Genomic DNA, 25,430 nt, shown 5'->3' with positions numbered 1-25,430 from the left:
TTGTGCAAAATAGCAAAATTGGGATTATGAGCAGATTTTTTTCTGCGTCTCCCGGCTAAATTAGGTCTGAAAAATCAGAGGGTAATCCAAAAAAGAGAAGGATTGGAAAGAAGTCTCCGGATACTGTCACTTGGGTGTTTGGAAAGTACTGACTTGGCCAGGATTGACCAATTCGGTGGACTACATCATAGCTGCCAAGGGCACCATGTGGGCATTGGACGAAACAAAAGCGTTTGGATCTGATTTGCCTGCACATCCATCACCTAACTTCTATCTCCTGCTTTTCCTTTACCCTATCCAAAAGAAGAAGTAGCATTTCTGCTATCAATGAATTGATGATCTCACATGGAGGAAAAGTACAGGTTTGGGAATAAACTAACTGGATATCCTAGGCCACCCTAGTTTGTGAAAATAGATCATAGGCCGCTACCAAAACTTGGTTTTCGGCCGAAAGCCCATATCTACCAAATTCCTCAATGGCCTCTCTCTCCTCGGCAAATACTGGATAATAATCTTCATCCAGTTCACTCCAGATTATAAAAAGGTAAGAATAGGAAAGCGGACTGTTTCTCCCCTTTTCCATCCAAAGCTCAAATTGATCTTCGGAAAGGGATTTGGGATAATCGGGACTGTCAAACATACTTGGAAATTTGCCCGAAAGGTAAAAAAAGGAAACTTTGAATAGTCAATTCCAGCTCAAGTTGGCCGGAATTAATCCAGGTTATCCTTTTTCTTGTTTTTCTCCTGATAAAAATCGCTCATTGCCTGAAGGTCCTCATCCATGCACAGGGGCATGAAATCAATCCGAAACTCCTCATTTTTTTTCCTGCGCTTTCTGAGAATATCCTCTCTTTTAGCTTGCACTTTTTCGGAATGTTTTTTCAAAGTAAACCTGTTTTTAAAATAGATCATAAAAAAGCTTTTCACACATTGGAAAGGCTGGTAGTCACTAATCACCCAATTGGATGCCAAACTTTATTCCCATCTGAATTTTTCCTCACGCCGATAAAAATTAACAGGAAAAAGTACCCACTTGAAGGCTTTAATTTCTGCCTTGTAATTACTCAAAGGTAGGGATTGAGGAGGGTAGAAAAATACCCAGTAGTGGGTATTTTTTCAAAAAAAAGGCAGTTTCACCCCATTTTTTTGAAGGACGAACTGCCTTTGCTCAGGATGGATCCAAAAACAGATTCCCTAGTTTTAGCCATGATTTCTTAGGCAGAAAAAACCTGTTTTTTCAGAAAATCAAGACCTATCAGAATTCCTGAATCAATCGATATACTTTATTTTCCTGAATGTAGGAATTCCCATTGACCGGTAAAGCCTGAAGAAACCCTTGCGAAGTAGGCCAAGAGGTAAAATAATTGAATGGGCTCTCGTAGATCCGTTGGATTGCATTTAATCTAAGTGTATTCAAGTCCAAACGGTAAAGATTACTTCCATCGGAAATCAGTAAATTCCCTTTCCATTCACTCATGTTTACTTGAAAGTTGAAAAGTGAAGGTCCATTTGCCACAGGTTCAACTTGCCCGCCTATACGATACCTTTTAATCTGCAAGGTTGAATTCCCGGAAACAAAATAGAAATAATCGCCTACCACTACCCAGCTATTTGAATTTCTGACCTCAGAAGGCACCTGAATCTCGCTTAACCTCCATTGGTCAGTGATCGGATCATATTCCCGGAAATTGAGGTAATTAAATAAGACAGCATAAATTTTTCCATTGACGGAGAATGATTTCACTACGTGCGAAAAATCAAAAGGGAAATCGCCCAGTCTTTCCCATCGACCTGTCTGAAAATCATAGCGATGAAAATCCTTGTGATGGATCTCATTATTACCGGAAAACTCCACGCCCAAGCCGTAATAAATATACCTGTCATTCAGCCCTACCATCAGTTCGGCAATTCGCTGAAAAGGCTGGTTGGCCTCATCTTGAAACGCTTCCAAGGACGTGTTTCCCACTTGAAGTTGATAAAATTTTTCCCTCTCGTCCCCACTGTTTTTCCAAAAGATAATCCGGTCACCAAATGGATACTTGCGAAATTCATGGAGTTGAGGGACATCCAGTCCATCTTGGAATACTTCCCAAGAAGGAAGAATTTCTATGGGCTGGGAATATTGACTAAAATAACCGGGAAATGACATTCTAATAAAAGAGGGGCCTGTGGGAAGAGATCGTACTGATCCTTCATAGACACCTCCCTCCAAAGAGGTCAATGGATAAATTTCCTGAATAAAGTTTTCTCCCGATTGCAGCAAAAAATCATAAGTTATGTTGAGCTCAGGATAGCTGGTGAAAATCCTTAGCTTTTCCCCCACATAGACTTGCCTAGGCTCCACCGACAGAATAGAAGGTACCGTAATAGAAAACACATCTGAAAGGGTAACCGTCTTCCCGCCGCTTTTGATCAATAAATCGAATTTTTGCTCAGTGGGCTGGAAATTATACGAGGTATTTTCTACCAAAATTTCCAATTGCTGATTGGTCGCGCTCAAAAGGGTTACACGAAAATCATTTTCCAATTCGGGAATCCTGACTTCATTGTTTTCGATCCGCGAATTAAAAAAGTCTCCCTTAATGGTGATTCTGGCACTTCTATAAAAGGAGGTCGGACTTACCTCGGTGACTACTGGAGGAGAGGTCCCCAAACTGGTAAATGGAAGAAATTCCCCGTAGACGGTCGTCTCACCTGCTTTCACATAGGGTCTTACCAAGTAATTTCTACCATCAATCAAGTCGTACTGAATCCGAAGGGACCCGACCTCTCCGCTGGGAGATCCCGCCTGAGATACCTTCATCACATCTGCAAACTCCGTGGGGTTGGCATTGGGTGAACTCAAAAAATACTCAAGACCATGCTCTTGAATAGAATTTCTTCCAGCTTTCTTAATTTCAAAATTTACTGAAACACCAGTTTGATTCAAATCAGAAACACCCAAGCTCTCTATGAATGGATAATCCCTCAGTGTTATTTCTTCCTCTTGTCGGCAGGAAGTCCCGGCCAGCAAAATCATTACAACCCAAAAACTATGTCTTAACCAATTCATCATTTTAAAATTTATATCCCAAATAAAAATTCAAACCTGCCAGCGCTCCATCCTTAGAATCTCCGGTAGCCTTGGAATAGTTGAATCCAAAAACTACCGCTCTTCGATTGGGAAGATATTTATCAGCACCCAAGCCAAATCCAGTGCCAGTAAAGGTTGTTCCCAGTTCCAGAGGAGGTGAAGAAGTAGTGACTTGATTGCCTTCTATCTCTGCCATAAAAAGCCCTGAAGTCGAATAGAAAGCTTGAACATAAACCAACCCTGCTTCTGCAAAAATCCTGAACCGATTTGGATTCAAATCAAAGTAATATCGAGCGGCAACGGGTACCTGAACCCAAGACATATCTACAAATACGTCGGTCTGAAAATCAGAACCTTTCCATGAATATTGCCGGAATTGCTGTGCATCCAATTGCGACCATTTCAATCCCAAATTGAAGGAAAGGCTTCTATTAAAGTTCAAAAATAATTCACCGTTCAGCCCGATCACAGGTGCAGCAGCCTGCAGCTTGACCTCCTCGAGACTTTCAGGTATCAAAAACTCAATCGAATTCAATCCAATACCTGCGTGGGGAGTGATGGAGGCAAACTTGGAGAAAGTCCTCTCCTTCTGGATAGTGCTAGCTGTCCTGGAAAAGTAGATGAGTGAACCCTCTTTCAACCTCGTGATAGGGATCAGATTTTCCAGACTCTTATCTGAAAAAGCTGATCTCAAGGTTTCCTTATAATCCTCCTCCAAAGGAAGGAGCTCCTGATCCACTTCCACAAAGAATTGATTGGGTTCCCCGTTCAATTTCCAGAAAATCGCCTTTACGAAAGGCCTGGGAAGTCTTTCCAAAAAGACAAATTGACTTTTTCCTTGCCAGTTCAATCGCTTTCTGAAAAATTTCCTTTCGGACACCTGAAATTCGGAGACCTCTTCGACCGAATATCGCTTAGGCCCTTCCCGCTTACTTCTTATGAAATAAACCACCCGATTGTCTTCCACGGGGATTCCCTCGACTTTTCCCTGTGCGAAGATCGAATCATTAATGATGATGTAATCTGTTTTCATGGAAGTTTGGGCCTCCGAGCGAATACAGAAAAATAAAAACAGACCAAAAACCAACAAAAATACCCGTATAGGGGCAAGGGAGAGAGTAACTAGCAAGAGGAAAATAATTAGACAGTGAGAATACAGGTTTTCGTTGCAAAGGTAACGGGAGTTCTCAATAGTTAAATAGATAACCGATTTTTCTAATAAAAAAATTTTCAAGTCGAAAAGACCCCACAAAAACAAGAGCGGGAGATAAAATCAAGGGTAATTCTAAATCCATGTTTTTGCTCCTTTTCCTCTAGCTTTGCAGGGATGAATAGGGAAATTTTGATCGACTTAGTAAATCAAACCATGCCTTTTGGAAAATACAAAGGCAGACTCCTCTGCGATATCCCCGAGTACTATCTTGTATGGATGAAAGGACAGGGCTTTCCTCCTGGCAAACTAGGGATGCAGCTGAGTACGCTTTATGAAATTCGCCTCAACGGTCTGGAAGGAATCCTGACCGAACTTAGAAGAACCTACGGAAAGGGCTAAAAAGCCTTACTTGATTCTTTCTTTCTGAAGCCTTTCAAATTCCTCCAGCAAAGCGATGAGTTTAATCCGCACATGCTTGTCTGAAATATCCAAGCCCATGGCAGAAAATTGAGTTTGGATAAATTTCAGGGCATTGTAAGGTGTCACTTGGATTTTGTTGAAAGCAGCCTCTTCAGGGGTCAGGATATTGTTATACATATCCATGAGGACATATCCCTTGTCAGAGGTACGCAATACCTCCAAGGCTTTGTCAATGACAGAGTTCCAATTCATAATAAAGTAATTCAGGCAGGAGTGGGTCTACTCCGGGATTTGGTGTTAAGCAGGTTAAAAATAAGGGGATGAGTTCATTGAATGGATATGCTCGGCCAAGTATTTGACAAAGAGGGGGCATTTTCTGAAAAAAAATCAGATACAATCCAGAAAAAAGATAAAATGCTCGAAAGTCCTTATATTTGTCACACTAATTATTTGCATGACACAAGAACTATTTGCCCGCTATTCCTTCCTACTTGACCGGACCGCCCGGCGCGTGAAGCAATATGCCCAACAGCAATTCAAGCAGGGCGAATTTGATGTGACTGTCGATCAGTGGTTGGTCTTGAAAAATCTGTCAGAAAATGGCCCAATGAGTCAGACGGAACTCGCCAATTTGGTATTCAAAGATCACCCTACCCTCACCCGAATCATTGATTTGCTTTGCAAAAAAGGGTATGTGGAGCGGGTCACCCATCCGCTGGACAGGAGAAGCTTCCAACTGCACCTAACTCCGTCTGGAATAGCAAAAGTAGCCGAACTCAAACCTCAGATTTTGGAAATCAGAGAAAAAGCTTGGGAAAATCTCAACGAAAAGGATTTCGAAGAATTCAAGCGGATTTTGAATACGATTTATGAAAATTTGGAGGGTCAAAAAATCGAGGATTGAAAATAGTTAGTACACTAATTATAACTACACAAACAATACTCCCTGTCTAGGGTTAAAGAAGATAAGATATGAATACCAATATGATCCATACAGATCTTTGCATCATCGGAGCCGGTCCTGTCGGGCTGTTTGCTGTTTTCGAAGCAGGCCTGCTCAAAATGAGATGCCACCTGATAGACGCCCTGCCTCAGATAGGCGGACAATTATCAGAAATTTATCCTCAGAAACCCATCTACGACATTCCGGGATATCCTGAAATCAAAGCACAGGAACTGGTAGACAACCTGTTGGAACAAGCCAAGCCCTTCCAGCCCACCTTCACACTTGGAGAGCGAGTAGACCACTTGGACAAGCAGGCCGACGGGAGCTACATCATCACCACCAACGAAAAGACTAAGGTGCACGCCAAGGTCATCATCATCGCGGGAGGATTGGGTTGTTTTGAGCCTAGAAAGCCTGTGCTGAATAACTTGGAAGAGTATGAAGGAAAAGGGGTAACCTACATGGTCAAAAACCCGGAGACCTTCCGTGAAAAAAATGTGGTCATCGCCGGAGGCGGAGACTCTGCATTGGACTGGACGATCTACCTGGCCAAAGTAGCAAATAGAGTGACCCTAGTGCACAGAAACGAAACTTTCAGAGGCGCGCCTGATTCTGCTTCTAAGGTTTTTGACCTAGCCAACAAAGGCAAAATTGACCTGATTCTTTCTGCCAATCTGAAAGAAATCGGAGGAAACGGAAAATTGAATTCCGTTACTCTGGAAGGCAAAAACAAAGAGGAAATCAAAATTGACGCAGACTACCTGATTCCTTTGTTTGGCCTCAGCCCCAAGCTTGGCCCTATCGCTGATTGGGGATTGACTATTGATAAAAATGCCATCGAGGTAGATACTCGTGACTACTCCACCGGAGTGGAGCGAATCTATGCCATCGGCGACATCAATACCTATCCTGGTAAGCTGAAGCTAATCCTTTGTGGCTTCCACGAGGCGGCGATTATGATGCACTCAGCCTTCAAATACGTCTATCCTGATCAAAAACTAAGCTTCAAATACACCACAGTAAACGGCGTCAACGCATTCTAAATCTACCCCAGCCATGATCAAATTTACCGTAGAGGACCAAGAAGGAAACAGACAAGAAGTCGAAGCTCCTGCAGATATGGGACTTAGCCTAATGGAAGTCCTCAAAGCATCGGAATACCCCATTTTGGCTACCTGCGGAGGTATGGCCTTGTGTGCGACTTGCCACGTGGAGATTTTGGAAGGAAAGGATGGGCTAGGAGATGCCACGGATGCCGAATTGGATCAGTTGGAAAACCTCCCAGAATACTTCCCTACTTCAAGACTTGCCTGCCAAATCCGCATCGGTGATATTCTAGAAAATGCAGTGATCAAACTCAGAGGGGAAGATGTGGTGTAAAAAAGTATCAAGTAGCTAGACTTTAGACACAAGACGCTAGATAAGAAGAAAAAACCACCTGGAGACGGGTGGTTTTTTTGTTTTATCCCACTTGGGAAATGGTGATCAGATTCCAAATAGTGAACAAGCTCTCCAATCCTTTATCTTCTTTAGGAGAAATCCGCTCGGTTCTAATATGGGACAACGTGAGTGTTACTAATTTGATTTTGGTTAAATAGCCTTCTCCATCTTTAATTTTTCGAAAGAAAGAGTGAATTATTGGAGGAAAGGGGATTTCATGATTTATTCCTAATTTCAGCAGAATCAACCATTTCTGCTGATGAAAAATCTACTCTGGATTATATACCTTTTTCCCAGTATTGCTTTTTCCCAAATCAAACCCGGTCAAAAAGAGGATGCCGTAAAAATCCATCACCTGATCAATCAATATTCCGAGGCAAGAGAAAAACAGGATACTGTTTTACTTAAATCTATCCTTACTGAAGATGTAGATCAATTGGTATCTTCGGGTGAATGGAGAAACGGAATCCGGGAAGCTGTGGACGGAATGCTGAGAAGTTCGAATGCCAATCCAGGAACCCGCACCCTTGAAGTGGAAAAAATTAGATTCTTTGGTGACGAAACGGCGATGGTGGACTGTCGGTATATTATCAAAAACACAAATGGGTCTGAACGAAATATGTGGAGCAGCTTTATAGTGATTTGGAAACGAAATCAATGGAAAATAGCCGCCATCAGAAACATGAATCCTAGTAGTTCCAATTGACTCGCCTTTCCATGAAAAATATTATTTATGCATCTCTGATTTTTGGTCTTCTGGCTTCCTGTGTCCAAACCAAAAAAGAGACACCCACTTTAATCCTACTCAATGGAAAAATCTGGACCGGGGAAGGTCCAGAAAGTTTTGTTGAGGCAATTGCCATCAAAGGAAACCTTATCCAGGAGACCGGAAGCTCCCAAACTATCTCAGCCTTAGCAGACGCTGAAACCGAAGTGATTGATCTTCAAGGAAAACTGGTCACGGCAGGCTTCAATGATGCACATATCCACTTCCTAGGCGGCTCCATGGGTTTGACTCAAGTCGACTTACTGGCTACTAAATCTCTGGAAGAGGTAATTTCCATCACGAATGATTTCATCAAAAACAACCCTGAAAAGGAATGGATCACCGGTCGGGGATGGCAATACACCTATTTCGAATCCGGCCTTCCTGATCATCAAACCATGAAAGCTCTGGATATTGAAAAACCCGTATTTCTAAAAGCTTATGATGGACACAGTGCTTACGCAAACCCAAAAGCTTTAGAATTGGCAGGAATCACCTCTTCCACAGATTTTGATGGTTTTGGTGAAGTGGTAAAGGATGCTAAAGGAAATCCAACCGGTGCTCTGAAGGAAGGAGCAATGAGTTTGGTTGGGAATTTTGTTCCAGAACCCAGCTACCAAGATGAGCTACAGGCGCTCCGAAAAGGAATGGAATTGGCGGCCTCTATGGGAATCACGAGCATGCAGAATGCCTCCGGAAGCGAAAAAGAACTGAAGCTTTACTTGGATTTACTTTCTAAAAATGAGCTGAAGGTCCGCTATGCAGCTTCTTTTTCGGTAGGGGAAAAGACTACACCCGAAGAATTGGAACGGTTCAACTTTCTTAAAGACAGTATAGGATTGGAAAATCCATGGATCCGGGCCGACGCAATCAAATTCATGATAGACGGAGTGATCGAATCGCATACAGCTGCTATGCTAGAACACTATACTGATCTATTGCCCGATGACGAACTCGCCTTGGGATTGATCAACATTCAATCCGAAAAATACCAGTCCTTGGTCAAGGAATTGGATGCTGATGGATTTCGCCTTTACACTCATGCCATTGGAGACCGGGGAGTTCGGGAAGTATTTTCTGCTTATGAAAAAGCAATGGCTGAAAATCCCAATCGGGATAGAAGACATCGAATCGAACATATAGAAACCATTTCCCCTGAGGATATTCCAAGATTTGCCAAATCCGGAATCATGGCCAGTATGGAACCTATCCATGCAGACCCGGCTACAGTAGGAGTTTGGGCTAAAGCGATTGGAGAAGAAAGACTTCCTTGGTCATTTGCATGGAATTCGATTTTGGAAAGTGGAGCACCCCTCGTTTTCAGTTCGGATTGGCCGGCATGTATTAGTTTGGATCCAATTCGGGGAATCCATGTAGCTGTCAACCGCCGGGACCCTTCTGGATTCCCAGATGGAGGATGGATTCCCGAAGAAAAGATCAGCATCTATGAGGCCTTGAAGGCCTACACTTCTATGGGAGCCTTTTCTTCTTTTGAAGAAAACAAAAAAGGCCTGATCAAACCGGGCTATTTGGCTGATCTGATCGTATTATCGGAAGATCTGTTCACTATCGATCCAATGAAAATCCATGAAACAAAAGTGGACATGACTTGGGTAAATGGAAAAAAAATCTTGAAAAATCGGTAGCAAATACCCTATAAATCTCGTCTCTTGGTCAAATTCTCCTAACTATGAAATCCCTCATCTGGACAACTCTTTTTATCCTACTTGCCGGTTTCAGCTGCATCGATGAGCAAGACCCCCTTCGTCAAGATCTTCTAGACCTTGATCAACTGAGATCTGAAATTGTCGCTTTATCCGAATCTGTCTCATGTACCAACTCGGATGAATGGAAATTCACTCCGATGGGAAGCAAAGCCTGCGGGGGCCCGGAAAGATACATTGCCTATCACCAAAGTGTAGAAAAGAGATTTTTGGAACTGGTCGGTCAGTACACTTTTCAGCAGGAAGAATACAACATAAAAAACAATGGGGTATCGGACTGCATGCTTGTGGTAGCGCCGAGGACTGTCTCCTGCGAAGGAGGAAAAGCTGTTTTGGTTTATTAAATCCCGCCAATGGGACTTTTGTCACAAAATAGTTTGGATTAAGAAAAGTAATATGGGCTTTAAATGAAAAAGCCCGGAATCACTGGAATCTTATTACTTCTTTTTCTCTCTCTTTCTTTCAGGGGGTTTTCGCAAGAAAAAACCAATCAAAAGGCTCTTTGGTACGGATACACCTTTCATGTACCCCTTACAAATAAATGGTACAATGAGACCGAAGTCATGGAAAGACATCTGGTTGACCCATTGGTACAAAGTCAGTTCTTTATCCGGACCCGCTTTCATAAGAAGATTAGCCCATTTTTAAACTATGGCCTTGGAGGAAGTATGTTCCTCTTTCACATCCCAACTAGTTCCGACTTGGCTAATTTCAACCTTCCCGAACTACGCCCTCAAGGGGAATTGAACCTACATGCAAAAGTAGCCGGCATCAGCTTGACTAATAGACTGCGGGGAGAATTAAGATTTTTTCAAAATACTAACCCAGAATACACCGAATCAGAACCGGGTTTCAATTTTACAGCTGCAAGAATCCGATATCGTCTTCAGGCGATTTTGCCACTGGCTAATCTGAAAGATGAAAAATCGCTGAAACTCAAAATAGCCAATGAAATCATGGCCATGGGAGGAGGAGATTTAGAAGAGCTGGCCTTTGATCAAAATCGGATTTCAGCAGATCTTAGCTTCTCTTTTTCCTCTGCCTTAAGCTTGGATTTGGGGTATGTGAATTGGCATCAATCGAAAACCCACGGGGGATATCTGGATCAGCATATCCTCAGGACGGTGGTGAAGCATCAACTCAAATCTGCAAAAAAGTAAAGGCCGGTTTCCCGGCCTTTGGTCGTCCTAGGACCTCGTGTTAAGTTTAATCAGGACAATTTCTTTAATTGCTTCTACTTTATCCTTGATATACCAGCAACTTAGGGACTGAAAGGAATTGTAATTTTCCGATCAGCTTCCTTATTGTTTCTCTGTGAGACAATAATAATTGCTTCTGGAGAAAAATCCTATTTACTTAGGCACACAATCCGAAAGTTTATGCCTCTACCAGAATCTTCTCACTATATTCCTCACTTGGCCTATGATTCGGTGGTCTTTGGATTTTCCAAAGGAAAGCTCAAAATCTTGGTCATGGAATACCACGATACGGGTCTTTTTGCACTTCCGGGAGGATTTGTCAGAAAGAATGAAAACTTGGATGATGCAGTAAAAAGAGGACTTTTTGAACGAACTGGGCTGAAAGAAATCTATTTGGAGCAGGTCCACCTTTTTGGAGACATCAATCGCTTTGATCCAGCCATAATGAAGCGAATCCTCGAAGCAAATGGCTACTCCGTGCCGGAAAACTATTGGATGCTTGATCGCTTTTTTTCCATTGCATACTATGCCTTGATCGATTGGGAAAAAGTCACCCTCAAACCCGATACCCTCTCTGATTCCATAGGCTGGTATGAAATCGACCAACTCCCCGACCTGATCTTTGATCACAAAGAAATTGTAAATAAAGCCCTGCTCACGCTTAGGGAAAACCTCGACAAAAAGCTGATCGGAGGCAATCTTTTACCTGAAAAATTCACCATGAATGAGCTTCAGTCTGTATATGAGGCGATTTTGGGTCAAAAAATCCGTCGGACCAGTTTCCAAAGAAAAATGCTAAGCCTTGATATTTTGGATCGACACGAGAAGCTTTTCACCGGAAAAAGTCACAAAGCTCCCTACCTCTACAGCTTCAAATCAACCTAGTCTATGAAAAATTCCGCCTTTCTGCTGATTGGATTTTTGGCCTTTCTTATTTCCTCCTGCGGAAAAAAAGAAAATGAAGGCCTCATTGCTGTGGATTCAGTAAAAGTAGAAGGAGGCCTGATTTCAGGTAAACTGGACGAAGCCGGAGAAATCAAAATTTTCAAGGGAATTCCTTTTGCAGCCCCACCCCTTGCCCAACTTAGATGGAAAGCGCCTCAGCCGGTGATTCCTTGGGAAGGGGTGAAAGCCTGCGTCAAAAACCCGCCCGCCCCAATGCAAAATCCTCCGGCACCCTTTTTTGCCTGGACAGAGGAGTTTTTAATTCCCAAAGAACCTATTTCGGAAGACTGCCTTTACCTCAATCTATGGACTCCTGCCAAAAGCACCGAGGAAAAACTTCCGGTCATGGTCTGGATTTATGGGGGAGGATTCAGTTCGGGAGGCAATACGGTGCCCCTATATGATGGTGAAGAGTTGGCCAAAAAAGGAATCGTAGTAGTCGCACTCAACTACCGAGTGGGTATTCTGGGCTTTTTGGCACATCCTGAACTCACTGCCGAAAGCCCTGAACAAACTTCGGGAAACTATGGCCTCCTGGATCAAATTGCCGGTTTGAAGTGGGTAAAAAACAACATTGGCGCTTTTGGCGGCGACCCGGACAGAGTGACCATCGCCGGTCAATCTGCCGGCGCCTTCAGTGTCAATGCCTTGGTGGTTTCTCCCAAAGCCCGAGGACTTTTTCATCAGGCCATCGCCCAGAGCGGGGGGATGTTTACCAGAGGTCCGGGCTTGGTCTCAGGACTTAAAGGAGCTGAGGAAAGAGGGAAAATTCTTACCGACACTTTGGGGATGAGTCTGGATGATTTCAGGAATATTCCTGCGGACAGTATCCTTAAAATCCCAGGAAGATATGGCCCTGTGATCGATGGGATTGTATTGCCATCGGTGAGGAAGGCATTTGAAGAGGGTAATTTTGCAGATGTACCTCTCCTTACCGGATGGAATGCTGATGATCGGGTGTCGGGAAATCCTGATTTGACCCCTGAAGAGTTTAAGACCAATGCCAAAAAGCAATACGGGGGAAGAGCAGGTGAATTTTTGGAACTATTCCCCGCTGGAAATGAGGTTGAACTTCAGCAGAGCCTGAATCTTCAGGGAGTATTGACCTTTGGATTTCAGAACTATACCTGGGCTAGGCTGCAAAGCGAAAAAGGGCAAAACAAGGCCTATCTGTATTATTTCACTCGAATTCCTCCCGGAGAACCGAACTATGGAGCCTTTCATTCGGCAGAGTTTAGCTATGCCCTCCACACCCTGAGAAACTGGAAAAGACCTTTTGAAGAAGCAGACTATGCTTTGGAAAAGACCATGAGTGAATATTGGGTGAACTTCGTCAAAACAGGAAATCCTAATGGAAACTCCCTGCCCGATTGGCCTGTATTTGACCCGGAAAATCCTATGGTCATCGAACTGGGCGTGGAAGTAAAACCTAGAGCTATGCCATTTTGGCCACAGATGAAGTTCATGGAAAGTGAATCCCGCTAAAGAGAGTTATTTCACCATCACACCCAGGGTCAGTTCCAGTTCTATCGCCTGACCAAGGCTTGTTTCTATTTCACTTTTGATCTGAGAAAAGTCTTCCGTGTGCAATTCCTTATCAGAAAGAATGGTAACTGATATCCGCAAAGGGCTGAGGTTCCTTATTTTGACCTCACGAAGAGTCCCATGAGGAATTTGGCTTCCGCTAAGCCGTTGGATGAGTTGATTTTCCCGAACCATCTCTCTAAAACTCAAAAACAAGGGAGCTGTAACCAAAATCAACAGGCCTAAAGAAATGAACAAGCCTTTTTTCGCCAGCTGAAAGGGACTGAATCCCAAAACCAAAAAAGTCAAAGCGGCAGCAAGTACAATTCCCGCCAAGTTGGTCCCTAAGAGTAAGGCAGCACCCCAAAACACATTCCATTCCCCCCAACCCAAACCGATTCCTGAAACTGCCAATGGAGGCACCAAAGCCACCGAAATAGCCACTCCGGCAAGGGTTTTGGCTATTTCTTCTTTGGAATGGGCGTAGGCCCCGGCCACACCTGACGCCACTGCGATACCCAAGTCTAGCAGATTGGGCCTGATCCGGGCAAGAATCTCGGCATTCATGGTTTTCAATGGAGTGATCCAAGTAATCACCACGGCAAAGACCAACCCAAGTAAAATACCCCAAAAGAGCGTGATCAGACTGGATTTGATCAAAATCCCATCTTGGCGAAGCGCTCCCATAGCTAGAGATATGATTGGCCCCATCAGGGGAGCCAATATCATAGCCCCGATTACAACCGGACTGGAATTGGCAAACAGCCCAAAGGTGGCAATCAGAGTAGAAAGGGCCATCAAAACCAAAAATGAAGAGGTGGTTTCCGAATTTTTCTTCAGGAGCGTAAAGAGGTCCTTGAATTCCTCGGTAGTGGCATGTCTGACCCAAGGGAGATACCCTCTAGTCAAAGCCTCCCGAAGCTTTCCTGTAGGGAGTCGGTTGAGATTGATCTCTTTTCTTTTGGATTCACTCTCCTTGGTCTGTTCAAATCCTGCCAAAATATTTACCTCCTGTTCAGAAACCTTCAGCTCAAGTTTTTCAGCTTTTTCCTCTTTTCCATCCAAGGCATAGGTAAATTCCTTTTTGCAGGAGACTTCCAGGTACTCTGTGGACACATAGCTCACAAAATCAGGAATTCTCCCCCCCTTGATGGGGAAAAACAAGTTTTGAAGTCCAAACTGTATGATGGAAAAAAGACTTTTTGGAGCCAGAATCAATACATGAAGCAGGCCATCATTCAGACCGGAGTCTTCGATCAGGCGCTTGAAGACTAGGCTACTTTCATTGTGTCCGGCAGCCAAAATCCCCATTGCAGCCACTTCCAGTTCTTTCTCCTCGTTTTCGTTTTTGATCTTGATTTTAAAAGTCTCGAGTTTGACCTTCCTGAACAGTTTGAGAAATCTGGAGAAACGATTGCCAAAAGAGCGGAAAAAATCTGATTCCCGAGGATCAAAAAGAACACTGAGGGACTCCCCAATCACTAAAGAGCTGATACAGATCTCCCCATTTACGGAAAGGAGGTCAAAAGTTTGGCTTTTCTCATGCTCCAAAAACCAATTGAAAGCCTTTTCCTTGGAGGAATCTATCCCAAGAGCTTTTGCAAATAGCCTAAGGTCTGGATGGGGTAAAAGGGCCAGATTTGGATTGTCTTTTTCCTTTAATTTTCCAAGAATACTTCGGCATTGCCCATCAGAAAGCCAAAGAAGCAAGTGATCCTCAGCCGAGAATTGCTCCAACTCAAACTCTTTCCAACTTATCGTTTTCTGGGGCTGTGGATCTAACTTTTCAAAAAAGGAAGCTCGTTCATCCTCGGGGATTGATGGATCAAAAATCAAATAATAGCTATTCATAAAAAGAAAATTAGGCAATGGCACTGATTCAAATTGAAGAAAACAAAAGGGAATTAAAAACTATTGAGCAATTAAGTTTAGAATGCTTTCCATTTACTATTTTGCTGGAGTGAACCAATAGATTTTTAGCCAATCACTTTTACATGAGTCAAGCAAAATCTCATCTTTTCCCAATAGGACTAATAGGATGTGGAATCTGGGGGCAAAACATTCTCCGTGATTTGATTTCCCTCCAGGCAGAGGTCTGGGTGGTGGACCCAGATCCAAAAAAGCTGGAACTAGCAAAAAAAATCGGTGCTCAAAAGACTTTTTTGGAAATCCCAATCGAGCAAATGCCTGAAGGATGGATCGTATCCAGTCCCGCAAGTACCCATCACGAGGTATTGCTTTCCCTATTTCCGCTTGGAAAGCCGATTTATGTAGAAAAGCCACTGACCTGCAGCTATCCTGAAGCCAAAAATTTGATTCAAAAGGCAACTGTCCCTGTCTTTGTGATGCATAATTGGAGGTATCATCGTGGAGTGCGACTCCTGACTGAAATCGCTCACTCCAAGGAATTGGGTGAATTGGTTTTGATCAAGTCCAACCGTTGCAACTGGACCAGCCCTAGGTCTGATGTCGACTCGGTCTGGACTTTAATCCCACATGATATCACTATTGCTTTTAATATTTTAGGCTATTTCCCCAAACCCATCGCAGCTGTGGTCGAAGAATACAAGGGAGTCCAAAGGGGAATGACCGCACTCTTGGGCGGAAAGCCCGCCTGCATAATGGAAGTATCCAACCGATATGCGGATAAGCGAAGAGAAATCCGCTTGCATTTCACTGAAGGAGTCGCTGTTTTGAAAAATGAACAGGTGGATTTTATTGAAATTTTCCATGGAGATGACAGGAGCAAGCCGGAGGAAATGCGACTCGAAATCCGAAAATTTGAGCCGATTCCCCCGCTATACGATGAGCTCCAATCCTTTTTGAATTATGTGAGAGGGGGAGCTTCTCCGCTTACTCCCTTAGAAGAAGGGGTAGAGGTAATACGGATTATCGATGAATTGAAAAAATTAGCCAACCATCCATGAGTAATCCCCTTTTTACCATCATTTTACCGACTTCGATTGACCGTGGGCTTCTTTTACCTTTTTCCATTGGCAGTGTTCAGAAACAAACCATACCTAGTTTCGAACTATTTATCATTGGGGATGGGGTGAATGACTTTACTCGGGAAGTCATTCGGGATTTGCAGGAGAAAGACAGCAGAATCCATTTTTTCGACCATCCCAAGCACCCCCGTAGAGGAGAAGAATACCGACACCAGGCCCTTCAATCTGCCCGAGGCAAATATGTAGCCTACATTACCGACCGGGATTATTGGTTACCCCACCATTTAGAAACCTTAGAAAAATACCTTCAAACGTATGATTTCGCTTCGACACTCAACTATGACGTGAAAGATGACTATATGATTTTTGGAAGAAAAAACCTTGATGCATGGGATGCCCCTTCTTGGCTTTTTTCCTGTGATGGGCACACGCTTGAAATGTACAAAAGACTACCCTATGGATGGAGGACTACCCCCAAACATCTCTACACTGACCGATACATGTGGGAGCAGTTTATCACCTTTCCAGAGTGCAAAGCCTATTGTGGTTTAGAACCCACCGTCTTATGGTTTAAGCGTGGTGATTTCCCGGGTCTATCTTCTGAGCAACGAAAAGAACTTATGATTAAGTGGATTAAAATCATGGAGGACCCTGCCCTTTTTCAACTGAAAAAAGATCATGCCCTCCATGAAATGATGTGGGATTTCAACTTTCTACATCGCAATCACTGGCTGCTCATCAAAGGAAGAACTCCTAAGAAGGCTCTTAAGGTCTTTTGGGAAAAGATCAAAAGTCGCCTATCGCCTGGATAAATGAATCCAAATCCGGAAAATCACCTGCTCGGGTAGAAATTATTGGATCGGTAAAGGACCAAGGAAAACCCAAATCAGGGTCATTCCAATATACCCCCCAATTATCGTCCTTTCCATAATCCACATAAGACTCAGATACGGATTGCAAATGGACAGATGGTGTAAAAAAATACCATCCATGCAATAAACCTCTGGGAAAGATCAAAGCGGCCAAGTCTTCTCCATGTAAGTCATAAAGCTGCCAATTGAGATAGGTAGGAGAATTAGGCCTCATGTCTTTAAGCCCCAACTGGCTATGTCCACTTACCAAACAAAAGTATTCATCGTGCCTTTTGTGAAAATGCAAACCCCTAAATACGTTTGCTTCAGATTTGACATAACTCCACTGTACTGCGTTCAAGTCCAGATTCCAACGATGATTATAAACCTCGGTAAAAGAACCTCTGTAATCTTGATTTTCTTTAAGTTTTTTCAAAACCACTCCCTCGATTTCGCTACCAGCGATCATCCGAGATTCTGAAATCATTTTTTCAATCATAAAAAAGGGTATAAAACTAAAACACTATTTTTTTATAAATACATAAGAAAGTCACACAGATAACAAACAACCCGTAAGATATGGGGCAAAATACAAAATTTCTCACCCTGTCAAAACAGGAAATGAAAAACATTTTCATGTATATATTCCACGTTTTTATGACACCGTGAGCTTTTTCCTGAGAATGATTTAGTGTCCAGCTTTTCTTAGGAAAAACAAAGGCGCTTTGCTGTTTTTGATCAACTATTTCCTGCCAAGGCAAAATTAAATATCCACTTACAGCCATCAAGAAATAGAAGATATATGACAATTCTCCTGAGGTAAGTAAAAGCATGGTCAAATGAAATCCCTGAATAGAGAAAAAAAGAAGTATTGGCTTCTTTCCGGTAAGGACCCAAAGCCCAAAAGTAAATTCAATAATTATGGTCAACCACGACAAGATTTTTGCAACACTAAACTCTCCCATAATCACCGAAGCCATTTGAAAAAGGGAGTTGGGATAAACTTCAGAAAAGAAAAAAATAAAATACTGCCCACTTTGCCAATCCGGATCGAGAAGCTTGTTTACTCCTGCACCTATGTAAAGTAAGGCAATCTGAATCCTAAATATCCATTCCATTCCCGGTCTATAGAGCCCAATCAAGAACAGTAAACTCCCGGAAAACAGAAAACTGTTAGAAAATTGAGTCTTGGATCCAAGAATGGAAAAAAACACAAGCAATCCCAAAATCAAACTAAATCGCTGGAATCGATAACCCAAAAATACCATGGCCAGACAAACCCAATAAATTGCATCCAGTAGATAGAAAAGGAAAGGCCATTGACTTATTGTCTCTAGCCCGGGAATAAAAGGTAAAAATGGCGGAAGAATATGTTTCATTCTTCGAATTCCCACCAAATAGATGACCAACATTCTCGCTGCAAAGAGTACTGGAACTTTAAAATCAGAACGTAACAGCAAGGGGCCTCCAGAATTCAATAATTGCGATACTCCCATGATTCGCCTTCTTTCCCGTTTGTCCTATACACCACAACAACTTTCACTGAATCACCCTGCCCAATCATTGATTCATATTGCTTCAATTGGTCGAAAACATGATGGATAGATCTGTTTTCTCTTCCACTTGAAAGAAAACCATAGCGCTTTTTAACCTCTTGGGTGCTTAAAGAAAGCCCATTGACTTCTGCATAGATTTCATAAAATGTAATCTGGTCAAATGGTGCCCAGGCAAAATACCGGACGTCTTGAAATCTTGCTAGGATAATTCCTACTACTTGAAGCCCAAAAAAAGCAATGATAATCCAATATCTCATTTAGAAATTCAGTCTGAATACTTAAGAAATAAATGAATCTCAAATAGATGATTTTTCTTAAATTTTAAAAATAATGCCAAGTCTACATGAAATGGATAAGGAGAATCTTCCGAAAACTATTCAGCCGACCTAATCATAACCCGATAGTCCGACACGATCTATTAGAGTTTCGGATCGAGGAAAACCTAAAGCTTCTTGTTTATTGGAAAACCCTAGATATTGGAAAAGGACCTGCAGTTGTCTTACAAGCTTTCGAAAAAGAGATTTTAAAATTTGATTGTTTTGGAAACAAGAAGGGACATTACCACATTTCTCCTCATTATGATTTTAGAATTTATTTTGTGGAACAAACCGTGCCCGATCAGATCTCAAGAAGCATTAAAGAACTCAAAATTAATGGATTGCGATACTTAAAGAGTCAAAAAGATAGCCGATTTGACTCATTTCAGCTCCATGAATCTAGCTTCCACTCCATATTGATTGAGGTGGAAAAGGCATTGAATGAATTCTACAGGACTGTACCAGAACTCAGTGAATAGCCCCTCTATTCCATCAATTTTTGTAAAATTTCTATTGCAGCCTCCGAAAGAACCGTTCCCGGCCCAAAAACGGCAGAAACGCCCTCATTTTTCAGAAAATCATAATCCTTCACTGGAATCACCCCTCCGGCAACTACCATGATATCCGGTCTTCCCAGTTCTCGAAGAGCCTGTATAAGCTGAGGAATCAAGGTCTTGTGACCCGCTGCCAATGAGGAAGCCCCCACTATATGCACGTCGTTTTCCACGGCCTGCTCTGCCACTTCCTGAGGAGTTTGAAAAAGAGGTCCGATATCCACATCAAAACCCAAATCAGCAAAGCCGGTAGCAATCACTTTAGCTCCACGATCATGGCCGTCCTGCCCCATTTTGGCGACGAGGATTCTGGGTCTGCGTCCTTCCAGGCTGGCAAACTTATCCGATAATTCTTGCGCTTTCTTAAATGAATCCTGATTTTTCACTTCTGATGCATAGACCCCGGAGATGGATTGAGTTTGGGCTTTGTGCCTACCAAAAGCAGATTCCATAGCCAGTGAGATTTCACCTAAAGTAGCTCTTTTTCGGGCAGCATCCACTGCCAATTCCAGCAAATTCCCTTTTCCCGATTCGGCAGCCTGAGTGATTAAATTCAATGCCTGATCTACTTCGGATTGGTTTCTGTTGCCTTTGATTTCCTTGAGTCGTTGGATTTGGGATTCCCGGACGGATTGATTATCCACTTCCAAAAGATCTATTTCGGTAGATTCATCTACCTGATATCGGTTGACTCCGACAATGATGTCCTTTCCGCTGTCTATTCTGGCCTGTTTTTTAGCTGCGGCTTCTTCGATTCTCAATTTGGGAAGTCCCGCTTCAATGGCCTTGGCCATCCCTCCCATTTCCTCCACCTCTTCAATCAGTGTCCAAGCCCTTTGCACCAGCTGATCCGTCAAATATTCAACATAGAGCGAGCCTCCCCATGGATCTACCACCTGAGTGATTCCTGTCTCCTGTTGAAGAACCAGTTGAGTATTCCTGGCAATTCGGGCCGAAAAATCAGTGGGAAGTGCTATCGCTTCATCCAGAGAATTGGTATGGAGGGATTGGGTATGTCCCATTGCCGCCCCCAAGGCTTCCACAGCTGTTCGAGTCACATTGTTGAATGGATCTTGCTCAGTAAGTGACCAGCCTGAGGTCTGACAATGAGTTCGGAGAGCCAAGGATTTTGGGTCTTTAGGATCAAATTGCTGGACGACTTTTGCCCAAAGCAATCTTCCCGCACGCATTTTGGCGATTTCCATGAAATAATTCATCCCAATGGCCCAAAAGAAAGACAACCGAGGAGCAAAGTCATCGATATCCAGTCCTGCCTTTATCCCAGTACGAAGGTATTCCAGACCATCTGCCAAAGTGTAGGCCAATTCCAAATCCGCAGTGGCACCTGCCTCCTGCATGTGGTAACCGGAAATAGATATGGAATTGAACTTGGGCATGTATTTCGAAGTGTACTCGAAAATATCCCCAATGATGCGCATACTGGGCTGAGGAGGATAGATGTAGGTATTCCGAACCATAAACTCCTTCAAAATATCATTTTGGATAGTCCCGCTCAGCTTTTCCGGACTCACTCCCTGCTCCTCAGCTGCTACAATATAAAATGCCAAAACCGGTATCACTGCCCCATTCATGGTCATGGAAACGGACATTTGATCCAGAGGAATCTGGTCAAAGAGAATTTTCATATCCTCTACCGAGTCAATAGCCACTCCAGCTTTTCCTACATCACCCTGAACTCTAGGATGATCAGAATCATATCCCCGATGGGTAGCTAAGTCAAAAGCAACCGAAAGGCCTTTTTGACCGGCCGCCAGATTTCTTCTGTAAAAAGCATTGGACTCCTCGGCTGTGGAAAAACCCGCATACTGCCTGATCGTCCAAGGCCGCTGAACATACATGGTACTGTAAGGTCCTCTTAGGTAAGGAGGGATACCCGCTCCAAAGTCCAATTGCTTCAATTCAGAAATGGCTTTGGCCTCAAAGAAAGAAGGAATGGTAATTTTCTCAGGAGCTTCCCATGATGCATTTCGGTCTCTTGGAGAATGGGAAGGCTTGGTAATTGGCCAAGTTTTTAAATCAGGTCTCATGGGTTGGTTTGGGTTTGAAGCTCGAAAAGATAAGTGGCACGGGTAGGCTGCAGCTGATGGATTTTTTCTTCAAAGAACTCAAAAGCCATGTCATTCTTGAGCTTTTCACTGGCAGGGAAAATATTGACCCCGATCTTGGATTTATTTTTTTCCAAAACCTGCTCCTGAACCCTTTCTCTTTCAGTTCTCACTTTGGAATGGATGACTCCGTCAGTTAGCATTCTCAACCAACCTCCAAAAGATTCAAGATTTTGAAGACCTTCACGGATCTCGTGCTCAATTTGAGATTGAAGGTTTTCTAGAAAAAAAGATCCGGATGCAGGATCCATTACTTTGTCCAGATAGGCTTCTTCTCTCAGTACTGCTGATACATTTCTGGCAATTCTCCTCTCCCTGCTTCCAGCTTGGTCTTCACCTAAAGGAAGAACCCAAAGCCAATTACAGCCTCCGAGCACTCCGGACATGGCTTGATAGGTTTGACGAATGAGGTTTGTATTTACATCAAGTGTGGACTGATCCCAGTGAGCACTCTTTGCCAAAAGGCAAACTTGATCTTCAGATAATTCTACTTGATAGAGCTTGGCCAATTGGGTCAAAACCTGACGAAGAGCTTTCAGTCGGGCGATCTCTCCGAAGTAATTCTCCCCTACGGCCACCTCAAACAACACCTTATTGAAAATAAAATCCGGCTTTTGGGTCGATTGATCCAGAATTTCTATCAATTCCCCAAGGATGAAAATGGTCCCATCGATCGGGTTGGCCCCAGATTCGGTGTACCGACTGGCTTGAAGGGCAAATGCCTTAAACTGAGGATAGGGTTCTGTCATTTCAAAAATCTCTTCCAAAACCTCCAAACCCAACCCAAAAGCTTCATTTTGATCAAAAACGAGGTCTGATGGAGACCAAAGCAATGCACCCTGTATCCGATCCAAAGGAGCAGACTGCCTGTCTACCCAGTCAAAGTAGGACTTCAATGCCGTGACAGGATTTCCCATGGGACGGATGGCAATGGGAATATATTGGGGCAAAACACCTTCAAGTAACTGATCCAAATCCTCCAATCCTGTCAAATGAAGTACTAAACCCTCGGAGCCATTTTGCAAAGCATCCAATACCTGTGCAGAGGTATCACCCGGCAGCACACTTGTAATGTTTTGCCAAATCCGAACAGATTCTCCCGGAACTTCGGATTCAGGATGAAAGCTGTATTGATGAGGCAAAGAACCTCCCAAATCCTCACGAGTATAAAAAGGATCAAGGGATATCCTTCCCCACAAATGTGACTTCAGCGCCTGTTCAAAATCCTTTCCTTTCAAGTCCTTTTTTACCTGAGCAATCCAGTCCGCCTTGGAGATAGCAGGAAAATCAAAAAAGTCATTTTTCATGCGATTTGGGTTTATTTCCATTCCAAAAATAACCAATCCATCGACGTACGCCAGAATAAATCCACTTGCAGGATTAACCAATTCATGAAATATTCAAATCATCTGAAAATCAAGCTTTAAAACATTCTATCGACAACCACCCGAATAACCATGAAAAAAAATGTAAAAAATCACCCCAACAAAAAAGGCAACTGAATCCTGTCCTGAAACCAAATAAACTACCAATTCTACCTTTCTAATGTCTTTTTATTCACTTTTTCAAACCTTATACAATTTTTTATTTAAGTTAATTTTCCACAAATTTGACGCCCTCGTCTTAGCCAAGATTCGAGGATTTTCAAGTAAATCTTTACTAATGAGTCTAGAAGCCAGTGCAGTTTGGAATGAATGCTTGCGTGTGATCGAACAACACGTCAATGAGCAAAGCTATTCCACCTGGTTTAAGCCCATCAATCCAGTAAAACTCGAAGGCTCGAGTTTGACCATTCAGGTACCCAGCCAGTTTTTTTATGAATGGCTGGAGGACAACTATGTGCAGGTCCTGAAATTGGCCATCAAAAGTACCCTTGGCCAAAACGGAAGACTGGAATATGCTGTAGTGGTGGACAAAGGCAACTCAGCCAACCAACCCTACGTCGTTTCCTTCCCTCAAGGCAATGCTCCAGGGAAAAAGCCCATCACCCCTCCTGCTGAAGTAAAGACGCCCTTTGAGATGCAGTCTTTGGACGCAGATATGCTTACGCAAAGCAATCTGAATCCAAACTATACGTTCAACACCTACATCGAGGGAGATTGTAACCGATTGGCGCGCTCTGCCGGATTTGCAGTAGCCACCAAGCCAGGAATTACCTCGTTCAATCCATTGATGGTTTACGGAGGCGTGGGTCTTGGAAAAACTCACTTAGTCCAAGCCATTGGCAATGAGATCAAAAATGGACCGGAGGATAAGTTTGTCCTCTATGTGTCTTCCGAGAAGTTTGTAAACCAATTCATGGATTCGATCAAAGACGGAAACGTGAAAAGCTTTACCAACTTCTACATGCAGGTCGATGTCCTGATCATCGACGACATTCAGTTTTTGGCGGGAAAAGACCGAACTCAGGAGATGTTTTTTCACATTTTCAACCATCTCCATCAGAGTAAGAAGCAAATCATCATGACCTCCGACTGTCCTCCGAGAGATCTCAAAGGACTGGAGGAGCGACTGCTATCCCGATTCAAATGGGGCTTGACCGCAGACTTGCAGATGCCGGATTTTGAAACTCGTGTGGCGATCATTCGGAGAAAGATGCAGTCTGAAGGGATTTTTATTCCTGACGATGTGGTCGAATACCTAGCCTACACCGTAGATACCAACGTCAGAGAGCTGGAAGGAATCTTGATTTCACTGATTGCTCACGCTTCTTTGAACCGCGTGGAAATCGACTTGGGACTGGCCAAAACCGTCATCAAAAACTTCATCAAGGACATCGAAACCGAAGTCGGGATTGAATTTATCCAAAAGGCGGTCTCTGAATACTTTGGCATCCATGCTGATGAACTGAAGGCCAAAACGAGGAAAAAGGAGATTGTGATCGCAAGACAAGTGGCCATGTTTTTCTCCAAGGAATTCACCAATCACTCCCTCAAATCCATCGGCTATCACTTTGGAGGAAGAGACCATAGCACGGTGATCCATGCGATTCAGACGGTCAATGATATGATGGAGACGGATTCCAGCTTCCGAAATTCAGTGAATGAACTGAAGAAAAAGTTTAAGATCAGATCGTATTGATTTGAGATTTTCTTCGAATACAAACCTTCTTCCTTCCCCCTCTTTTTACCAGCGAACGATCTCTCCCAATTCTTCTTTGGAAAACTCTAGCTCCGTGTAGCCCATTGCATAGGGCCCAATCTCGTAGGGAATATAAATCACTTTGAATTTATCTTCCTGAAATCCCATCGCATTGGCCAGAAAAAAGCCCGTCTCTGGCAAAAAGAATCTTCCGTCCTCCTCCAGGGAAGTTCCCTTCTCTACCTCATGAAAAGCTCTGAACTTTTCCTCAGTCAGCTTCAAAAGCTCCGTTTCCTTTAAGATAAGCTGATTCCTTTCCAAAACTTTTCCTTCGTTAGGATTCAAATTCAGGAAATACACCATACTATTCGGATGAGCGCCACCGAGGTAGGTGTATTGGAAAAATTGAATGCTTAGCGTTTGATCCGAGCTATAAACTACCTCCCCTTCTACTTGGATTTCCCATTCTCCTGCTGATTCAGGGAATTCGGATTTGAAGCTGAGGTATTCTTCCAAAAACACTTCCGCTCCAGCTTCCAGATCCGGAGACTCCTTTTCCCCGTATTCCATCAGGTTCCTGACTGTTTCTCGGATATGGTCATTGATTGAATTGGCTACCTCACCTCCTTTAGCCACAGGCCATACCAATCGGATTCGGGCACAGCTCTCTCCGGAGCATTTTTCCCTTACCAATGAATCCAATTCAAAAGTCACTGAAGAGATGACTACCCCTTCTTCTTTCTGGGTATTTTCCTGTGGTCCGCAGGACACGAACAAGACAGAAATCAAAACGAGGAAATAATTCAT

27 protein-coding genes are annotated in these 25,430 nt (G+C 43.2%); 15 read left to right on the top strand and 12 right to left on the bottom strand.

Going from position 1 to position 25,430, the window contains the following annotated elements:
* The first annotated feature begins 130 nt into the window (after positions 1 to 130).
* Positions 131 to 313, top strand: a complete 183-nt coding sequence (locus tag AAA938_RS07590; protein ID WP_338228030.1) for a hypothetical protein — start codon at positions 131 to 133, stop codon at positions 311 to 313.
* Between the two features lie 75 nt (positions 314 to 388).
* Here AAA938_RS07590 and AAA938_RS07585 read toward each other — a convergent pair whose 3' ends face one another.
* The 4 genes from AAA938_RS07585 to AAA938_RS07570 form a co-directional block, all read right to left on the bottom strand.
* A complete protein-coding gene (locus AAA938_RS07585) occupies positions 389 to 640 on the bottom strand; it encodes a hypothetical protein (RefSeq protein ID WP_338228029.1) in 252 nt (83 codons plus the stop codon).
* Between the two features lie 71 nt (positions 641 to 711).
* Complete coding sequence (locus tag AAA938_RS07580; RefSeq protein WP_338228028.1) at positions 712 to 885, bottom strand: hypothetical protein; 174 nt, start codon at positions 883 to 885, stop codon at positions 712 to 714.
* A 370-nt stretch (positions 886 to 1,255) separates the two neighbouring features.
* A complete protein-coding gene (locus AAA938_RS07575) occupies positions 1,256 to 3,055 on the bottom strand; it encodes a Kelch repeat-containing protein (RefSeq protein ID WP_338228027.1) in 1,800 nt (599 codons plus the stop codon).
* 1 nt (position 3,056) lies between these two features.
* Entirely contained in the window at positions 3,057 to 4,106 is a 1,050-nt protein-coding gene (locus AAA938_RS07570; protein WP_338228026.1) for an outer membrane beta-barrel protein, read from the bottom strand.
* Between the two features lie 294 nt (positions 4,107 to 4,400).
* Between AAA938_RS07570 and AAA938_RS07565 the strand changes: the two genes are divergently transcribed.
* A complete protein-coding gene (locus AAA938_RS07565) occupies positions 4,401 to 4,625 on the top strand; it encodes a DUF3820 family protein (protein WP_338228025.1) in 225 nt (74 codons plus the stop codon).
* Positions 4,626 to 4,631: 6 nt separating this feature from the next.
* Here AAA938_RS07565 and AAA938_RS07560 read toward each other — a convergent pair whose 3' ends face one another.
* A complete protein-coding gene (locus AAA938_RS07560; protein ID WP_338221859.1) occupies positions 4,632 to 4,898 on the bottom strand; it encodes a hypothetical protein in 267 nt (88 codons plus the stop codon).
* A gap of 202 nt (positions 4,899 to 5,100) precedes the next feature.
* Between AAA938_RS07560 and AAA938_RS07555 the strand changes: the two genes are divergently transcribed.
* The 9 genes from AAA938_RS07555 to AAA938_RS07515 all read left to right on the top strand — a co-directional run bounded on the left by AAA938_RS07555 (position 5,101) and on the right by AAA938_RS07515 (position 13,151).
* Positions 5,101 to 5,550: a MarR family winged helix-turn-helix transcriptional regulator gene (locus AAA938_RS07555; protein ID WP_338228024.1), complete on the top strand. Its 450-nt coding sequence runs from the start codon at positions 5,101 to 5,103 to the stop codon at positions 5,548 to 5,550.
* Between the two features lie 80 nt (positions 5,551 to 5,630).
* Positions 5,631 to 6,635 (top strand): NAD(P)/FAD-dependent oxidoreductase, encoded by a 1,005-nt coding sequence (locus tag AAA938_RS07550; protein WP_338228135.1) that lies wholly within the window; start codon positions 5,631 to 5,633, stop codon positions 6,633 to 6,635.
* A gap of 13 nt (positions 6,636 to 6,648) precedes the next feature.
* Complete coding sequence (locus AAA938_RS07545; RefSeq protein WP_338228023.1) at positions 6,649 to 6,972, top strand: 2Fe-2S iron-sulfur cluster-binding protein; 324 nt, start codon at positions 6,649 to 6,651, stop codon at positions 6,970 to 6,972.
* 319 nt (positions 6,973 to 7,291) lie between these two features.
* Positions 7,292 to 7,738, top strand: coding sequence for a nuclear transport factor 2 family protein (locus tag AAA938_RS07540; RefSeq protein WP_338228022.1), 447 nt, complete (start codon positions 7,292 to 7,294; stop codon positions 7,736 to 7,738).
* An 11-nt stretch (positions 7,739 to 7,749) separates the two neighbouring features.
* Positions 7,750 to 9,444, top strand: coding sequence for an amidohydrolase (locus tag AAA938_RS07535; protein WP_338228021.1), 1,695 nt, complete (start codon positions 7,750 to 7,752; stop codon positions 9,442 to 9,444).
* A gap of 44 nt (positions 9,445 to 9,488) precedes the next feature.
* Positions 9,489 to 9,866, top strand: a complete 378-nt coding sequence (locus AAA938_RS07530) for a hypothetical protein (protein ID WP_338228020.1) — start codon at positions 9,489 to 9,491, stop codon at positions 9,864 to 9,866.
* A gap of 63 nt (positions 9,867 to 9,929) precedes the next feature.
* On the top strand, positions 9,930 to 10,682 hold the full coding sequence (locus AAA938_RS07525; protein WP_338228019.1) for a DUF2490 domain-containing protein: 753 nt from the start codon (positions 9,930 to 9,932) through the stop codon (positions 10,680 to 10,682).
* Positions 10,683 to 10,901: 219 nt separating this feature from the next.
* A complete protein-coding gene (locus AAA938_RS07520; protein WP_338228018.1) occupies positions 10,902 to 11,606 on the top strand; it encodes an NUDIX hydrolase in 705 nt (234 codons plus the stop codon).
* Positions 11,607 to 11,609: 3 nt separating this feature from the next.
* On the top strand, positions 11,610 to 13,151 hold the full coding sequence (locus tag AAA938_RS07515) for a carboxylesterase/lipase family protein (protein ID WP_338228017.1): 1,542 nt from the start codon (positions 11,610 to 11,612) through the stop codon (positions 13,149 to 13,151).
* 6 nt (positions 13,152 to 13,157) lie between these two features.
* On the opposite strand, the gene AAA938_RS07510 is transcribed toward AAA938_RS07515, so the two are convergent.
* A complete protein-coding gene (locus AAA938_RS07510) occupies positions 13,158 to 15,041 on the bottom strand; it encodes a TIGR00341 family protein (RefSeq protein WP_338228016.1) in 1,884 nt (627 codons plus the stop codon).
* Between the two features lie 143 nt (positions 15,042 to 15,184).
* Between AAA938_RS07510 and AAA938_RS07505 the strand changes: the two genes are divergently transcribed.
* Positions 15,185 to 16,117 (top strand): Gfo/Idh/MocA family protein, encoded by a 933-nt coding sequence (locus tag AAA938_RS07505; protein ID WP_338228015.1) that lies wholly within the window; start codon positions 15,185 to 15,187, stop codon positions 16,115 to 16,117.
* Complete coding sequence (locus tag AAA938_RS07500; protein ID WP_338228014.1) at positions 16,114 to 16,950, top strand: glycosyltransferase family 2 protein; 837 nt, start codon at positions 16,114 to 16,116, stop codon at positions 16,948 to 16,950. Before AAA938_RS07505 ends, AAA938_RS07500 begins: the two co-directional genes overlap by 4 nt.
* Here the strand turns inward: AAA938_RS07500 and AAA938_RS07495 are convergent.
* The 3 genes from AAA938_RS07495 to AAA938_RS07485 form a co-directional block, all read right to left on the bottom strand.
* A complete protein-coding gene (locus tag AAA938_RS07495) occupies positions 16,925 to 17,476 on the bottom strand; it encodes a dTDP-4-dehydrorhamnose 3,5-epimerase family protein (RefSeq protein ID WP_338228013.1) in 552 nt (183 codons plus the stop codon). The two genes, AAA938_RS07500 and AAA938_RS07495, sit on opposite strands and share 26 nt — an antisense overlap.
* A 28-nt stretch (positions 17,477 to 17,504) precedes the next feature.
* Positions 17,505 to 17,969 (bottom strand): hypothetical protein, encoded by a 465-nt coding sequence (locus AAA938_RS07490; protein WP_338228012.1) that lies wholly within the window; start codon positions 17,967 to 17,969, stop codon positions 17,505 to 17,507.
* A gap of 494 nt (positions 17,970 to 18,463) precedes the next feature.
* Complete coding sequence (locus AAA938_RS07485; RefSeq protein WP_338228011.1) at positions 18,464 to 18,802, bottom strand: hypothetical protein; 339 nt, start codon at positions 18,800 to 18,802, stop codon at positions 18,464 to 18,466.
* 86 nt (positions 18,803 to 18,888) lie between these two features.
* On the opposite strand from AAA938_RS07485, the gene AAA938_RS20270 reads away from it, so the two are divergent.
* Entirely contained in the window at positions 18,889 to 19,341 is a 453-nt protein-coding gene (locus AAA938_RS20270) for a DUF7700 domain-containing protein (protein ID WP_420915730.1), read from the top strand.
* Between the two features lie 5 nt (positions 19,342 to 19,346).
* On the opposite strand, the gene scpA is transcribed toward AAA938_RS20270, so the two are convergent.
* Both scpA and AAA938_RS07475 read right to left on the bottom strand, forming a co-directional pair.
* On the bottom strand, positions 19,347 to 21,464 hold the full coding sequence (scpA, locus tag AAA938_RS07480) for a methylmalonyl-CoA mutase (RefSeq protein WP_338228010.1): 2,118 nt from the start codon (positions 21,462 to 21,464) through the stop codon (positions 19,347 to 19,349).
* A complete protein-coding gene (locus tag AAA938_RS07475) occupies positions 21,461 to 22,849 on the bottom strand; it encodes a methylmalonyl-CoA mutase family protein (RefSeq protein ID WP_338228009.1) in 1,389 nt (462 codons plus the stop codon). Before AAA938_RS07475 ends, scpA begins: the two co-directional genes overlap by 4 nt.
* Before the next feature lie 355 nt (positions 22,850 to 23,204).
* Between AAA938_RS07475 and dnaA the strand changes: the two genes are divergently transcribed.
* On the top strand, positions 23,205 to 24,623 hold the full coding sequence (dnaA, locus tag AAA938_RS07470) for a chromosomal replication initiator protein DnaA (protein ID WP_338228008.1): 1,419 nt from the start codon (positions 23,205 to 23,207) through the stop codon (positions 24,621 to 24,623).
* Between the two features lie 45 nt (positions 24,624 to 24,668).
* Here the strand turns inward: dnaA and AAA938_RS07465 are convergent, their stop codons facing one another.
* Positions 24,669 to 25,430, bottom strand: coding sequence for a PdaC/SigV domain-containing protein (locus AAA938_RS07465; protein WP_338228007.1), 762 nt, complete (start codon positions 25,428 to 25,430; stop codon positions 24,669 to 24,671).

Source organism: Algoriphagus taiwanensis (assembly GCF_036245645.1).
GTDB classification, from domain to species: Bacteria; Bacteroidota; Bacteroidia; order Cytophagales; family Cyclobacteriaceae; genus Algoriphagus; species Algoriphagus taiwanensis.
Note: the sequence above shows the minus strand (reverse complement) of the source record. Positions and strands in the feature narration are given on the sequence as shown.

What these genes read in the sequence shown, in the direction of transcription:
- AAA938_RS07475 (WP_338228009.1), bottom strand. Translation starts at nt 22,849, where the DNA reads ATGAAAAATGACTTTTTTGATTTTCCTGCTATCTCCAAGGCGGACTGG.
- AAA938_RS07555 (WP_338228024.1), top strand. Translation starts at nt 5,101, where the DNA reads ATGACACAAGAACTATTTGCCCGCTATTCCTTCCTACTTGACCGGACC.
- AAA938_RS07560 (WP_338221859.1), bottom strand. Translation starts at nt 4,898, where the DNA reads ATGAATTGGAACTCTGTCATTGACAAAGCCTTGGAGGTATTGCGTACC.
- AAA938_RS07530 (WP_338228020.1), top strand. Translation starts at nt 9,489, where the DNA reads ATGAAATCCCTCATCTGGACAACTCTTTTTATCCTACTTGCCGGTTTC.
- AAA938_RS07540 (WP_338228022.1), top strand. Translation starts at nt 7,292, where the DNA reads ATGAAAAATCTACTCTGGATTATATACCTTTTTCCCAGTATTGCTTTT.
- AAA938_RS07575 (WP_338228027.1), bottom strand. Translation starts at nt 3,055, where the DNA reads ATGATGAATTGGTTAAGACATAGTTTTTGGGTTGTAATGATTTTGCTG.
- AAA938_RS07535 (WP_338228021.1), top strand. Translation starts at nt 7,750, where the DNA reads ATGAAAAATATTATTTATGCATCTCTGATTTTTGGTCTTCTGGCTTCC.
- AAA938_RS07465 (WP_338228007.1), bottom strand. Translation starts at nt 25,430, where the DNA reads ATGAATTATTTCCTCGTTTTGATTTCTGTCTTGTTCGTGTCCTGCGGA.
- AAA938_RS07490 (WP_338228012.1), bottom strand. Translation starts at nt 17,969, where the DNA reads ATGGCTTCGGTGATTATGGGAGAGTTTAGTGTTGCAAAAATCTTGTCG.
- AAA938_RS07515 (WP_338228017.1), top strand. Translation starts at nt 11,610, where the DNA reads ATGAAAAATTCCGCCTTTCTGCTGATTGGATTTTTGGCCTTTCTTATT.
- AAA938_RS07505 (WP_338228015.1), top strand. Translation starts at nt 15,185, where the DNA reads ATGAGTCAAGCAAAATCTCATCTTTTCCCAATAGGACTAATAGGATGT.
- AAA938_RS07510 (WP_338228016.1), bottom strand. Translation starts at nt 15,041, where the DNA reads ATGAATAGCTATTATTTGATTTTTGATCCATCAATCCCCGAGGATGAA.
- dnaA (WP_338228008.1), top strand. Translation starts at nt 23,205, where the DNA reads ATGAGTCTAGAAGCCAGTGCAGTTTGGAATGAATGCTTGCGTGTGATC.
- AAA938_RS07520 (WP_338228018.1), top strand. Translation starts at nt 10,902, where the DNA reads ATGCCTCTACCAGAATCTTCTCACTATATTCCTCACTTGGCCTATGAT.
- AAA938_RS07495 (WP_338228013.1), bottom strand. Translation starts at nt 17,476, where the DNA reads ATGATTTCAGAATCTCGGATGATCGCTGGTAGCGAAATCGAGGGAGTG.
- AAA938_RS07565 (WP_338228025.1), top strand. Translation starts at nt 4,401, where the DNA reads ATGAATAGGGAAATTTTGATCGACTTAGTAAATCAAACCATGCCTTTT.
- AAA938_RS07545 (WP_338228023.1), top strand. Translation starts at nt 6,649, where the DNA reads ATGATCAAATTTACCGTAGAGGACCAAGAAGGAAACAGACAAGAAGTC.
- AAA938_RS07550 (WP_338228135.1), top strand. Translation starts at nt 5,631, where the DNA reads ATGATCCATACAGATCTTTGCATCATCGGAGCCGGTCCTGTCGGGCTG.
- AAA938_RS07485 (WP_338228011.1), bottom strand. Translation starts at nt 18,802, where the DNA reads ATGAGATATTGGATTATCATTGCTTTTTTTGGGCTTCAAGTAGTAGGA.
- AAA938_RS20270 (WP_420915730.1), top strand. Translation starts at nt 18,889, where the DNA reads ATGAAATGGATAAGGAGAATCTTCCGAAAACTATTCAGCCGACCTAAT.
- AAA938_RS07525 (WP_338228019.1), top strand. Translation starts at nt 9,930, where the DNA reads ATGAAAAAGCCCGGAATCACTGGAATCTTATTACTTCTTTTTCTCTCT.
- AAA938_RS07585 (WP_338228029.1), bottom strand. Translation starts at nt 640, where the DNA reads ATGTTTGACAGTCCCGATTATCCCAAATCCCTTTCCGAAGATCAATTT.
- AAA938_RS07570 (WP_338228026.1), bottom strand. Translation starts at nt 4,106, where the DNA reads ATGAAAACAGATTACATCATCATTAATGATTCGATCTTCGCACAGGGA.
- AAA938_RS07500 (WP_338228014.1), top strand. Translation starts at nt 16,114, where the DNA reads ATGAGTAATCCCCTTTTTACCATCATTTTACCGACTTCGATTGACCGT.
- scpA (WP_338228010.1), bottom strand. Translation starts at nt 21,464, where the DNA reads ATGAGACCTGATTTAAAAACTTGGCCAATTACCAAGCCTTCCCATTCT.